This is a genomic window from Fictibacillus arsenicus (assembly GCF_001642935.1).
GTDB lineage: Bacteria > Bacillota > Bacilli > Bacillales > Fictibacillaceae > Fictibacillus > Fictibacillus arsenicus_B.
On the sequence record NZ_CP016761.1, the window covers coordinates 1617036 to 1629651 of the forward strand.

Genomic DNA, 12616 nt, shown 5'->3' on the forward strand with positions numbered 1-12616 from the left:
ACGCAAAAGGATCTCAGTTTCACGCGGGATTACATGAGTTCCACGCCGAATCTCGCTGCTACCACGCAAAATAGAACTAGTTTCACGCAACAGACACAGCTTCAAGTAATCTTATACACGTTTACGGGCTAATCCCATAGCACGTTCAGCCTTATTCAGAGTTTTGTTTGCAACACGGTTCGCTTTTTCTGCACCTTTATCAAGAATGGCATCCAATTCATTAGACTCTAGATATTCTTTATAGCGTTCTTGAATTGGTTTTAAAGTGTTAATGATTGCTTCAGCTACACCTTGCTTGAAATCTCCGTAACCTTTTCCTTCGTATTTTTCTACAAGTGATTTAATGCTCTCACCAGTAAGCTGTGAGTAAATAGTCAGCAAGTTTGAGATACCTGGCTTCTTTTCTTTGTCATAAGCGACAACTCCATCAGAATCTGTAGTTGCTCGCTTAATCTTCTTTAAGATAACAGATTCGTCATCCAGCATAGAGATAAAAGAATTCTGGTTCGGATCTGATTTGCTCATCTTCTTCTCAGGATCAACGAGTGACATAATTCTAGCACCTTCAGAAGCAATACGCGGTTCAGGAATAACGAAGACTTCTCGGTATTTTTTATTAAAACGCTCGGCAATATCACGTGTCAGCTCAATGTGCTGTTTTTGGTCATCGCCAACTGGAACGATACTAGTGTTGTACAAAAGAATATCTGCCGCCATCAGTGGAGGATAAGTTAATAAGCCAGCAGAAACAGCTTCCTTGCCAGAAGACTTATCCTTAAATTGTGTCATGCGTTCTAATTCCCCGATATAGGAAACGCATTGCATCATCCATCCCATTTTTGTGTGCGCCGGCACCTCTGATTGAATAAAAATAGTTGAAATTTCTGGATTAATTCCAGCAGCTAAATAAAGAGCAGCTAAATTCCGGCTGTTTCTTTTTAACTCAACAGGATCTTGTGCCATAGTAATCGCGTGCTGATTAACTACACAAAAGTAGCATTCGTGCTCATGCTGAAGCTTAACAAAATGTCTCATAGCTCCAATGTAATTGCCGATGGTTAAGTTACCGCTCGGCTGTATGCCTGAAAAGATTACAGACATGATTCATCTCTCCTTTTTTTTAAAAATCAATATAAAAAGGCCCACTCGTCGCCTTATGCAAGGGACGAATGGACCGCGGTGCCACCCTTATAATTCTCACGTAATATGAAAATCACTCGAATACGTACAGGAAATACCGATACGCTGTCCATTTATATCGTGCGGACATATACACGTCTGAGCCTACTAAAAGGTTCGGTCAGAATGCTCCAAAGCCCATTCCATCATGATCCACTGCCTGTTTTCACCTGCCACAGGCTCTCTGAGAGCTTCTCATCATGTACTCTTCTTCATCATCACATTAGTCATTTATTTTTTAGTAGTATACACAAATTACAATACATATGCAACGGCAATTGAAAGAAATGTTAAAAATAATCCGCTATATAAAAAAGATTTCATATAAGAAACATTTACTCTTTCTGATAAATGAAAGTTGGTTTTAAAAGATACTTCATTATGAACATCAGGCGTTCTCGTTAATGCTTTCGCTACTTTTTTAAAACTGTATGAAAAAAAGTCAAAAAATCCACCTTTCACTACATATAAAGCAATACCGATCAATGCAATAGAAAGTGCAAAGTAAAAAAGAGTGTTTACGTATTTTTCAAGGGTAAATGGTCCAGAAGATAAGAGAGCAATGATCAAAGCAATGATCACAGGGAATGCAGAAATAACAAGAATTCTTCTTATGTGTACGTTCATTGATTAAGCCTCCAAGTAGTAAAAAATACACCATTAACATCTAAAAATGTACCACGAATTTCAAAATATGCCGTCAGACTATACTCCCATTGTAACAAATGAAATATAAAATTGACGAATTATAATTCAAAATGAGGCATTGTCTATCTGCACAGGAAATCGAGAATGTAATATTCATGCTAGTTTACATATAATTTTGGTAAAATTTGTAGAATAATCAGAAAATACACACTCACACATTATAGGTCTTTGTACCTATTTTTTGTTAAGGAAAAGTAAATATCATGGGCTTTTTGTAAAACTCTTAAAAAAAATAATTCCACAATTGTTTGAAAACTTGTATAATCGAACTTGTAGATGAAATGTCTGATAATTCTTGAGACTTTCGTCTGCTAACAAATTAACAGGATAAAAAGGGGAGGTCGACTCATGAAGAAGTCAAAATGGTCATTGCTTCTTACGCTAGTTCTTGTTCTTAGCATGTTCTTAGCTGCTTGTAGTGGCGGAGAAAAGAAAGAGACTGGCGAAAAGAAAGGCGGCAACGAAGGCGATAAAACTGAAAAGCCAGCTGAGCCGCAAGTACTTAACATCCTTGATGGAGAAGAAATTCCTTCAATGGACTCTTCACAAGCAACAGACTCAGTTTCATTCGAAGTAATGAACAACGTTATGGAAGGTTTATATCGTCTTGATAAAGAAAATAAACCAACTCCAGGTGTGGCATTAAGCCATGACACAAACGAAGATGGAACAGTTTATACGTTCAAACTAAACCCTGAAGCAAAATGGAGTGACGGATCTAAAGTAACTGCTAACGATTTCGTTTACTCTTGGAGAAAAGCTTTACACCCAGATACTCTTTCTGAGTATGCTTACATCATGGGACCTGTAAAGAACGCTAACGCGATCCAAACTGATGGTGACCCATTATTCGGTAAAGTAGAAGAGCTAGGTGTTAAAGCTGTTGATGAATCAACTCTTGAAGTAACTCTTGAAGCTCCAGCTCCTTATTTCTTAGGATTAACTGGATTCGCAACTTTCTATCCGCAAAAAGAAGAATTTGTTAAGGCTCAAGGCGACAAGTACGCTTTAGAAGCTAACACTCTATTATACAACGGTCCTTTCGTGCTTAACGAGTGGAAACACAACGAAGGATGGCAGTACAAGAAAAACGATAACTACTGGGATAAAGACAGCGTTAAGTTAGACGAAATTAACGTAAAAATCGTTAAGGACGTTGCTACAAGCGTAAACCTATATGAAACTGGTCAAACAGATATCACTGGTCTAAGCATGGAATATGTTGACCAATACAAAGATCACGAAGATCTTTACACTCGCGGAGAAGCTACAGTATTCTTCTTGCGTTTAAACCAAAACTCTAAGAATTCTGATGCTCTTAAGAACGCTAACATCCGTAAAGCGATCGACATGGCTTATGACAAGCAATCTATGGTAGATGTACTTCTTAACAACGGATCTACTCCTGCTTACTACCTAGTACCAGGTGAGTTCACTCCAGGTCCAGACGGAGAAGACTTCCGTAAAACAAACGGCAACTTCGGTGGCTATGATTTAGAAAAAGCTAAAGAACTTTGGGCTGCTGGTCTAAAAGAACTTGGCAAAGAGTCTGTAGAACTTGAACTATTGAACTACGATTCTGATGGTGCTAAGAAGATGGGTGAGTTCTTCAAGAACCAACTTGAAAAGAACCTTCCTGGAATCAAAGTTTCTATTAAAGCACAACCATTTAAGCAAAAGCTAGAACTAGAATCTAAAGGTGAGTATGACTTCTCTTATGCTGGTTGGGGTCCTGACTACCAAGATCCAATGACGTTCCTAGATATGTTCGTAACTGATGGGGCTCATAACCAAATGGGTTATTCAAATCCTGCATATGACAAGTTAATCAACGATGCGAAAAAAGAAATGGATCAAGAGAAGCGTTGGGAAATGATGCTTGAAGCTGAGAAAGTTCTTTTCGAAGATCAAGCGATCTCTCCACTATACCAACGTGGTGTAACTGGCCTTCAAAAGCCATACGTAAAAGACTTAGCTCATCACTTATTCGGAGCTGATGTTTCTTACAAGTGGGCTTACATTGAAGGAAAACAATAAGCTCTATTGAAAAATAGTAAATAGTTTTTCTCAGGAGAGTACATGTGTTCCTGACATGTACTCTCTTTTTGCCTTGTAAACAAGGATGGAATATATTGTGTGATGAAGAAAGAAATCAGAAAATGTCGAAAAAAAAATATTTTCTATTGATATAAAATATTTTGTCCCTTAAGATAGATATTACAGAAAGATTTCAGAACATTAAGTTTGAAACATTTGGGGGAGGTGTTTGTAATGTTGCGCTATATAACGAAGCGAGTGTTTGCGATGTTTTTAACACTGCTGATCATTGCAACGATTACATTCTTTTTAATGAAATTATTACCTGGTTCTCCTTTTAACAATCAAGAGAAGTTAACTGAGTCCCAGCGCTATGCACTTAACGAAAAATACGGGTTAAATGACCCGGTGCCTGTTCAATACATTAATTATCTAGGGAAATTGGCACAGGGTGATTTAGGATATACGTTCCAGTTTGATGGACGTACCGTTAATTCTATGATTGCAAACGGTATGGGCCCATCTGCAACAGTCGGGTTTGAAGCACTGGTGTTCGGAACATTAGTTGGCTTGGTATTAGGGATCGCAGCAGCATTAAAGCATAACTCGTTTATTGATTACGGGGCTATGGTCATGGCTGTATTTGGAATAGCAATACCGTCCTTCGTATTTGCAGGACTTTTGCAATACTACGTTGGGGTTAAGCTTGGATGGCTTCCAGTAGCATTCTGGAATGGTCCTGAGTATCACATCATGCCAGCATTCTCTCTATCCGTAGGAGTAATTGCTACAGTGGCACGTTTCATGCGTACAGAAATGCTTGAAATTTTAGGGACAGATTATATTTTAATGGCTAGATCTAAAGGGATTAGCAAACAAGCAGTTATTATTAAACACTGTGTACGAAACAGTATGATTCCAATCATTACAATCCTTGGACCTATGGCAATCGGCCTAATTACTGGGTCACTTGTAATTGAAAACATTTTTGCAATACCTGGTATAGGTGAACAGTTCGTAAAAAGTATCAACCTAAATGACTATCCAGTTATTATGGGAACTACTTTGTTCTATAGTTTCTTAATTATAGTAATCATCTTAGTTGTCGATATCCTTTATGGAATCATCGATCCTCGTATTCGTGTTGCGGGAGGTAAATCATAATGAGCATGTCTGAAAGAAAACTAACACCTGATTTATTTCGCCCTGCAAATTTAGGTACAGGTAAAGGCGATGAAATTACGAAGCCAAGCTTAAGCTTTTGGCAGGATGCTTTTAGACGATTAAAAAAGAATAGAGCAGCGATGCTTGGACTTTTTGCAATCGTATTCATTATTGTGTTTTCACTTATTGCACCAACGTTAAGTAAGTATGGCATGGACGATCAAGAACTAATGCGTGCAAACTTACCTCCTAAAATTCCAGGATTAGAGAAGATTGGATTCCTTGGAGTGGACGGAGTAGATATTCGCGGCGTAGATCAGTATGAAATGAAGAATGTACCAGCTGAAGATAAATTCTGGTTTGGTACTGACCCGCTTGGGCGTGACCAATGGGTTCGTGTTTGGAAAGGTACACAAATTTCACTTTATATCGCATTTTTAGCAGCAACAATCGATTTGATCGTCGGTGTTGCATACGGTGGAGTTTCTGCCTTTTATGGCGGCAGAGTAGATGACGCGATGCAGCGTGTAGTAGAAGTATTAGTAGGTATTCCGAATCTGGTTGTAATTATCTTGTTTATTATCATACTTGATCCAGGGATACTCTCAATCACACTAGCTCTCGTTATAACCGGCTGGATAGGAATGTCGCGTATCGTACGAGCGCAGATCCTATCATTAAAAAACAGAGAATTTGTATTAGCATCAAAAACACTCGGCTCAACAAACGGCCGATTAATTACAAAACACTTATTGCCAAATACACTTGGTGCAATCATTGTTACAAGTACATTTACAATTCCAGGAGCTATTTTCTTCGAAGCATTCCTAAGCTTTATCGGCCTCGGTATTCAACCACCGACCGCTTCACTAGGGGCTTTGATTGCAGACGGATTTAGATCATTGCGTATCTATCCTCACTTAGCTATCTATCCTGCATCCATCATGTGTATCCTGATGATCAGCTTTAACTTGCTAGGGGACGGATTGCGTGATGCACTTGATCCGAAAATGAGAAAATAGTACAGGAAGGAGATTTTATAAATGGAAAAACTTTTAGAACTAGAAAACCTTCATGTCTCCTTCCAGACGTATGGGGGAGAAGTAAAAGCAGTTCGAGGTGTAAGCCTATCTTTAGATAAAGGGGAATCACTTGCAATCGTAGGTGAATCCGGATCTGGTAAGTCTGTTACTTCAAAAGCAGTAATGCGTCTCTTGCCAAACAAAATTGGTTCAATTAAAGAAGGAGCGATTCGCTTCCAAGGCAAAGACCTCGCGAAAGCTTCTGAGCGAGAGATGGAAAAAATTCGCGGTGCTGAAATCTCAATGATCTTCCAAGATCCGATGACATCATTGAATCCAACGATGACAATCGGGAAGCAGATCATGGAAGGACTGCGTAAGCACCAGAACATGAGCAAGAGCGAAGCAAAAGAGCGTTCAATTAACCTATTAAAGCTTGTAGGTATTCCAAATCCTGAACTTCGTGTAGATGAATATCCTCACCAATTTTCAGGCGGAATGCGTCAGCGTGTTGTTATCGCGATTGCATTAGCTTGTAATCCGAAGGTATTGATTGCGGATGAACCGACAACAGCACTTGATGTAACGATTCAAGCTCAGATCTTGGACTTGATGCGTGATCTTCAAGACAAGACAGGAACTGCAATTATCCTTATTACGCATGATTTAGGAGTAGTTGCAAACCTCGCTCAGCGTGTAGCCGTAATGTACGGTGGTATGATCGTTGAGACAGGTACTGTTGATGAAATCTTTTACAAGCCGAAACATCCATATACATGGGGTCTGTTAGCTTCCATGCCAAAATTAAATGCAGATTCAAAAGAACTATTAGCAATTCCAGGAACGCCGCCTGACCTAATGAATCCTCCGAAAGGATGTCCGTTTGCAGCGCGTTGTCCTTATGCGATGGAAGTATGTTTGGAACATATGCCTGAGGCTACTAACGTTTCTTCATCGCACAAAGCTGCTTGCTGGTTGTTAGATGAGCGAGCGCCAAAAGTTGAACCGCCTGAAGCGGCAGTAGTTGGGGGTGCTCGATAATGGCAGTTGTAGAGAGAGAAAAGTTACTAGAAGTTAAAAATCTTAAAAAGTATTTCCCAGCTGGAAAAAAGGGCGTTTTACAAGCAGTAGACGATGTATCTTTTGATATTTATAAAGGTGAAACACTTGGTCTAGTAGGAGAGTCCGGATGCGGTAAATCTACTACAGGTCGTACAATCATCAGACTATATGATGCAACAGATGGAGAAGTATTCTATGAAGGTGAAGACGTTCACGGAAGAAAATCCCGTTCTGATCTAAAGAAATTCAACCGTAAGATGCAGATGATCTTCCAAGATCCATATGCATCATTAAATCCTAGAATGACAGTTAAAGATATCATTGCTGAAGGCATCGATATTCATGGCTTGGCAAAAACAAAGAAAGATCGTGACAACCGTGTTTACGAACTTCTTGAAACAGTAGGTTTGAACAGAGAGCATGCTAACCGTTATCCGCATGAGTTCTCAGGCGGTCAGCGTCAGCGTATCGGGATTGCTCGTGCACTTGCTGTAGATCCTGACTTTATCATTGCCGATGAGCCTATCTCGGCACTTGACGTATCCATTCAAGCACAAGTAGTAAACCTAATGATGGAACTTCAAAAAGAACGCGGTCTTACTTATCTATTTATTGCCCATGATCTATCTATGGTTAAACATATTTCTGATCGTGTAGGTGTAATGTATTTAGGAAATATCGTGGAACTTACAACAAGTGATGAGCTTTATGAAGAGCCTCTGCATCCTTATACACAAGCTCTTTTATCAGCGATTCCTGTTCCTGATCCTGAATTAGAAAGAAGCCGTGAACGAATCATCCTTGAAGGTGATGTTCCGAGCCCGATCAATCCTCCAAGCGGATGCCGTTTCCGTACTCGCTGTCCACATGCAATGGATGTATGTGCAGCTGTTAAGCCAAAATGGCAGGAAGCAAGAGAAGGACACTGGGTAGCTTGTCATCTTTATGATGAGGAAGCTGTTAAACAAAATAATTAACACATTTAAAACGGTCTCCGTCATTTCAGGAGGTCGTTTTTTATGTTAAACTAAATTGAGTGTGTAAAGCGTATACAAAATTATCGTTACACATCCCTACTATTGATTGAGAAGCAGAAAAGGGGTAAATTCATGAAACTAAGTTTTATCGTTGATAGCGCGAGTGATTTAAAAATAAATTCTGAAATAACGGATATTCCATTAACAATTGTCCCTCTAAATGTACAGTTTGGAGAAGATCACTATTTAGATGGGGTTAATATAAGAGAAGATGAATTCTATAAAAGAATGTCAAATGAACCGGATCTGCCTAAAACAAGCCAGCCATCACCACAATCATTTTTTGAGGCATTTCAAAAAGAATTGAACAAAGGCAATGAGGTTTTATATATCGGAATTTCTTCTAATTTAAGCGGTACTGTCCAAAGCGCAACAATAGGCAAAAGTATGCTTACAGAAGAGGAACAAAGACGAGTTACGATTATCGATTCTGGAATTGCTTCTGGCGGTGTACAGATTTTATTAAATGAAGCGATCGAGATGTCTAAAAAAGAAGTTTCTTTAAGCGAGATTGTAACGCGGATTGAAAAAACAAAAGCAGGAATTAAAGCGTATGTACTACTTGAAACACTAGAAAACCTAAAAAAGGGCGGTAGAATTTCAGCCGTACAAGGCGCTATTGCTGGTATGCTTAATATAAAACCTATGATTTCAATTATAGATGGAGTAGTTGCAACAATCGGCAAGTACCGAGGCAGTAAAAAAGGGTTAACGAAAATGAAAGAAATCATTTTAGAGTGGAAATCAGAAAACCCGGAGAAAACACTTTATTTAATTCATAGTTTTTCTTCTACAGAAGAAGTTAAAAAAGAATTTGATGAATTGTTTGCACTTGATAGCTTCCCTAAAGTAATCTATACCCGATTCGGAAGTACAATTGGAACGTATTCCAGTGAAAGAGCTATCGGTTTTGTAGCATATTAATATGTAAGGATGTTAAAAACACTCTTTTCCATTTTAGGAAACAGAGTGTTTTACTTTTTCTTCTTCATTATACTCATCTACCATTTCATCTAATTTTTTGATCATGGTTAATGCTTTTATATCACTGACTGTGCGATAGTGATGTGATCCGCCTGGTTCTTCGTCTGCTTCATCAGCAAGAGCAACAACCTGCTGCAGCGGATTTAAATTCAATGAGCCTGCCGGCAGATAAGAATCTGTATGAAGTAAAATAGCCAGGGCAATCTCTTTCGCTTTTTTGCGGTCTTCTCCCAACGAAACTAAAATACGGTGTGCGCGTTCGGCACCCTTAATGGCATGAATATCATTCTCTTTATACATGTCATAGTCCCAGTGGCCATTTTTATACCATGTATAATGTCCGATATCGTGAAGAAAAGCTGCCTTAGTTGCCATATCTGGATCCACACCATGTTTCACTGCTAAACGATAAGCATGATAAGCTGTAGAAATGGCATGTACCATACCTGAACGTTTAACGTATTTTTGTACATGAGGATGTTTATAAAGATCTAATAAGGTGATTTTTCTCATAAGTTTTTCTCCTTTCCTTAAAAATGTATATTGTTAAATACTTTACCACCGTTTGGACAATATATCAACTTATAAAATGCAAAAAGAAGCGTGAAAACGCTTCTTTTACTGTTTAAAATATTCATTCCATCTTTCAGTAACCTTTTGATCAATATCGGGACGAGTTTCAACAACATCCGGATAGAAAGGCTTCATCCTTGCATCAATGATTATCGTTCCTTCATATTTAATACGGTTCCGGTCAATCGTACTCTTAGCATAAACATCATATGCCGGATCGAAGCGGGTAAATGTTGTCCATAAAAACTCAGCTTGAGTTGCTGCGATGGAAGCATCATCTACTAAAAAGACGAGCGGCCAATCCTTAAAAGATTCATGACTGTTCGACAAAAGATGTTCAGCAAAATCTGGAGCTTCATCAAAGGATGGTCCGCTCACAGTTAAACAGCCTCCGCAGAAAACACCAACATCATTAATCCCTGATATCGTTCCGCCTTCATATGTTCTTTTTAATTCACGGACAGGTTCACCAAGGCCCGTCATGATTGCTTTAGAGCCTGTATTAAACTTACGTCCCGTATAATCCAATGTATCCATGGATGTATCATGAATAATCAGCAAATCGCGCTCAGGAAGGAATCTTTCTAAAACTCCTTCAGCTAATTCCGCGAAGTTTTGCAGGTTAACAGGTTTGTTGGTTACCATCAAAAACTTAGTTAATGTGAGCTGTCCTTCTCCCATAATTCGGAATGCATGAGCTAGACCTTCTTTATAATATGATTCACGAACTACAGCACCTGCTAATGCATGGAATCCAGTTTCTGCGTACGTCCATAAATCCCGCACACCATTCATGACTACCGGGAATAAAGGACTCATTAAACGCTGCAGATATTCTCCGATAAAATAGTCTTCTTGCTTTGGCTTTCCTACTACTGTAGCTGGATAGATCGCATCTTTTCGTTTCCACATTTTATCAATGTTGAAGACAGGAAAGTCATGCGCCCAAGAGTAATATCCATAATGATCTCCAAATGGTCCTTCAGGCTCGCGAACATGAGGGGGAACCACACCGCCAAAAGCAAATTCTGCCTCGGCAATTAACGGATGAGGGTGGCCATCAACATGAGCAAGACTTAATTTTTCTCCCATAAGCATAGATGAAAACATTAGTTCAGGAACTGCTTCTGGAAGAGGAGCTATCGCACTGATCATTAAAGAAGGAGGTCCACCTAAGAATAATGTAACAGGCAGTGATTGGTTCTTTTGTTCTGCTTCATAATGATGGAAACCGCCGCCTTTATGAATTTGCCAGTGAATTCCGGTTTTATTTTCTTCTTTAATCTCAATCCGATACATTCCAAGGTTGTGTTCGTGTTTATCTGGATGCTCAGTATAAACGAGCGGAAGGGTAACGAATGGATTACTGTCTAGGTGCCACCCAGTAAGAGCCGGAAGCTCCTTCATATTGACGTTCGTCGTAAATGTTTCGAGTACAGGAGATTTATTCTTGCCGACTTTTTTTGTTCCTAGAGATAAAACATCCTTGATCATCCCTTTTTTCTTCCATAGAACAGAAGGGGAAGGTGGCATAAGTGCATCAATAGATGAGACAAGATCTTTAACTAATTGTTCAGGTTTTGGACCAAAGGCCATATCTACACGTTTTATCGTTCCAAACAGATTCGTCACTACGGGTATGTTTTTACCTTTTACATTTGTAAAAAGCAGAGCAGGACCTTCTTCTGCAATTACACGTCTGTGAATTTCAGGGATTTCTAAATATGGATCGACTTCAGCATGTATCTCAAAAATTTCTTTTTCTTCTCTTAATTGACTAATAAACGTTCTAAGGTTTCTATGCATTTGTACACCTCTATTATGTATGTTACCCTTGTATTATAAAGCAGTTCGGGTAAAAAATGTGAAAAAACAACCCGAAAGTTCCGGGTTGTTCCGTTTAATTTCTTCTTTTTACAGGACTCCAGTTTTGCTGAAAAGACTTCGATTTATCCACGAAATGTGATACTTTCTTGCCGCCGAACAATTTTACCGCGATGACTTGGGAAATCGTTCCCATCAATGCTGTAATACCAACCACACATAAAGCTAACAACGTTAAATCGGTAAAGAATGATACCAAAGAGGATTCCTCCTTTTTTTACAACCTGTTCACCACGTACTTCTTTCTCTATTGTATCCCATGATAACAAAGGAAGAAAGAGGGAAAACTATATAATATAAAAACTTAAGGAGCTGATGGGGAAACAATGAATTGGTATGAGAAGTTAAATCAATATTTTCCGATTGAAGAGATGAAATCAAAAGAGCATATGGAACTTCTGCTGGATGAAAAGAGTGATATTTATCATAAAGATGAAGGGAAGCACCATGTTCTAATGTACGTTGAACTTCCAGACTTTGTTTTTATTGATTACTTATTTGTATCTAAAGATGCCAGAGGACAAGGACTTGGTCATAAGCTTATCGAGAAATTAAAAGCCAAAGGCAAACCGATTATATTAGAAGTTGAGCCGGTTGATTATGAAGATACAGACACTGAAAAACGTCTGCGGTTTTATACACGAGAGGGATTTGAACACGCATCAAGTATCGGGTATAGAAGGCGTTCCCTTGCAACGAATGAAGTGAATGAGATGGAGATCTTATTCTGGTCACCAACAGAAGAATCTGAAGAAACTATTTATGAAAACATGAAAAAGACGTATAATGAAATACACACGTACAAAGATAGTGAATTGTACGGAAAGTCTTATCAGCCAGCAAGTGAAGTGCTCACCTTGGATACAGAACCAGCGGCTCCTAAACCCGAAATGGTTAAAAATGAGTCTTCAGATACGCCAAGGGAATCCGCTTCGGAATAATTTTACTATTTTCCTTGTTAAAGGA

The 12616-nt window shown here is 38.9% G+C and carries 12 protein-coding genes and 1 other annotated feature; of the genes, 7 read left to right on the plus strand and 5 right to left on the minus strand.

The genetic code is table 11. The features are described 5' to 3' along the window. Window positions 1-111: 111 nt before the first annotated feature. Window positions 112-1101, minus strand: coding sequence for a tryptophan--tRNA ligase (gene trpS / locus ABE41_RS08495; RefSeq protein WP_066288795.1), 990 nt, complete (start codon window positions 1099-1101; stop codon window positions 112-114). Between the two features lie 57 nt (window positions 1102-1158). After that, window positions 1159-1407 (minus strand) — a binding site (T-box leader). Between the two features lie 27 nt (window positions 1408-1434). Next, window positions 1435-1806, minus strand: coding sequence for a DUF3899 domain-containing protein (locus ABE41_RS08500; protein WP_066288797.1), 372 nt, complete (start codon window positions 1804-1806; stop codon window positions 1435-1437). Between the two features lie 429 nt (window positions 1807-2235). Between ABE41_RS08500 and ABE41_RS08505 the strand changes: the two genes are divergently transcribed. The 6 genes from ABE41_RS08505 to ABE41_RS08530 all read left to right on the plus strand — a co-directional run bounded on the left by ABE41_RS08505 (window position 2236) and on the right by ABE41_RS08530 (window position 9133). After that, window positions 2236-3924: a peptide ABC transporter substrate-binding protein gene (locus tag ABE41_RS08505; RefSeq protein ID WP_066288799.1), complete on the plus strand. Its 1689-nt coding sequence runs from the start codon at window positions 2236-2238 to the stop codon at window positions 3922-3924. Between the two features lie 234 nt (window positions 3925-4158). Continuing rightward, a complete protein-coding gene (gene opp3b, locus ABE41_RS08510; RefSeq protein ID WP_066288801.1) occupies window positions 4159-5088 on the plus strand; it encodes an oligopeptide ABC transporter permease in 930 nt (309 codons plus the stop codon). After that, entirely contained in the window at window positions 5088-6110 is a 1023-nt protein-coding gene (gene opp3C / locus ABE41_RS08515; RefSeq protein ID WP_066288803.1) for an oligopeptide ABC transporter permease, read from the plus strand. Before opp3b ends, opp3C begins: the two co-directional genes overlap by 1 nt. Before the next feature lie 21 nt (window positions 6111-6131). Then, complete coding sequence (locus ABE41_RS08520; protein ID WP_066288806.1) at window positions 6132-7151, plus strand: ABC transporter ATP-binding protein; 1020 nt, start codon at window positions 6132-6134, stop codon at window positions 7149-7151. Beyond that, window positions 7151-8149, plus strand: a complete 999-nt coding sequence (locus ABE41_RS08525) for an ABC transporter ATP-binding protein (protein WP_066288809.1) — start codon at window positions 7151-7153, stop codon at window positions 8147-8149. The genes ABE41_RS08520 and ABE41_RS08525 overlap by 1 nt, the downstream gene beginning before the upstream one ends. A gap of 132 nt (window positions 8150-8281) precedes the next feature. Continuing rightward, window positions 8282-9133, plus strand: a complete 852-nt coding sequence (locus ABE41_RS08530; protein WP_066288812.1) for a DegV family protein — start codon at window positions 8282-8284, stop codon at window positions 9131-9133. A gap of 33 nt (window positions 9134-9166) precedes the next feature. Here the strand turns inward: ABE41_RS08530 and ABE41_RS08535 are convergent, their stop codons facing one another. The 3 genes from ABE41_RS08535 to ABE41_RS08545 form a co-directional block, all read right to left on the minus strand. Continuing rightward, complete coding sequence (locus tag ABE41_RS08535; RefSeq protein ID WP_066288813.1) at window positions 9167-9706, minus strand: HD domain-containing protein; 540 nt, start codon at window positions 9704-9706, stop codon at window positions 9167-9169. Between the two features lie 105 nt (window positions 9707-9811). After that, window positions 9812-11572, minus strand: coding sequence for a UbiD family decarboxylase (locus tag ABE41_RS08540; RefSeq protein ID WP_066288814.1), 1761 nt, complete (start codon window positions 11570-11572; stop codon window positions 9812-9814). Window positions 11573-11666: 94 nt separating this feature from the next. Next, complete coding sequence (locus ABE41_RS08545; protein WP_066288815.1) at window positions 11667-11849, minus strand: hypothetical protein; 183 nt, start codon at window positions 11847-11849, stop codon at window positions 11667-11669. Between the two features lie 127 nt (window positions 11850-11976). Here ABE41_RS08545 and ABE41_RS08550 point away from each other — a divergent pair, with 127 nt between their 5' ends. Beyond that, a complete protein-coding gene (locus ABE41_RS08550) occupies window positions 11977-12591 on the plus strand; it encodes a GNAT family N-acetyltransferase (protein WP_066288817.1) in 615 nt (204 codons plus the stop codon). Window positions 12592-12616: the final 25 nt, after the last annotated feature.

Excerpts from the sequence above, each read along its gene's own strand:
- trpS (WP_066288795.1), bottom strand. The coding sequence starts at position 1,101 with ATGTCTGTAATCTTTTCAGGCATACAGCCGAGCGGTAACTTAACCATC.
- ABE41_RS08500 (WP_066288797.1), bottom strand. The coding sequence starts at position 1,806 with ATGAACGTACACATAAGAAGAATTCTTGTTATTTCTGCATTCCCTGTG.
- ABE41_RS08505 (WP_066288799.1), top strand. The coding sequence starts at position 2,236 with ATGAAGAAGTCAAAATGGTCATTGCTTCTTACGCTAGTTCTTGTTCTT.
- opp3b (WP_066288801.1), top strand. The coding sequence starts at position 4,159 with ATGTTGCGCTATATAACGAAGCGAGTGTTTGCGATGTTTTTAACACTG.
- opp3C (WP_066288803.1), top strand. The coding sequence starts at position 5,088 with ATGAGCATGTCTGAAAGAAAACTAACACCTGATTTATTTCGCCCTGCA.
- ABE41_RS08520 (WP_066288806.1), top strand. The coding sequence starts at position 6,132 with ATGGAAAAACTTTTAGAACTAGAAAACCTTCATGTCTCCTTCCAGACG.
- ABE41_RS08525 (WP_066288809.1), top strand. The coding sequence starts at position 7,151 with ATGGCAGTTGTAGAGAGAGAAAAGTTACTAGAAGTTAAAAATCTTAAA.
- ABE41_RS08530 (WP_066288812.1), top strand. The coding sequence starts at position 8,282 with ATGAAACTAAGTTTTATCGTTGATAGCGCGAGTGATTTAAAAATAAAT.
- ABE41_RS08535 (WP_066288813.1), bottom strand. The coding sequence starts at position 9,706 with ATGAGAAAAATCACCTTATTAGATCTTTATAAACATCCTCATGTACAA.
- ABE41_RS08540 (WP_066288814.1), bottom strand. The coding sequence starts at position 11,572 with ATGCATAGAAACCTTAGAACGTTTATTAGTCAATTAAGAGAAGAAAAA.
- ABE41_RS08550 (WP_066288817.1), top strand. The coding sequence starts at position 11,977 with ATGAATTGGTATGAGAAGTTAAATCAATATTTTCCGATTGAAGAGATG.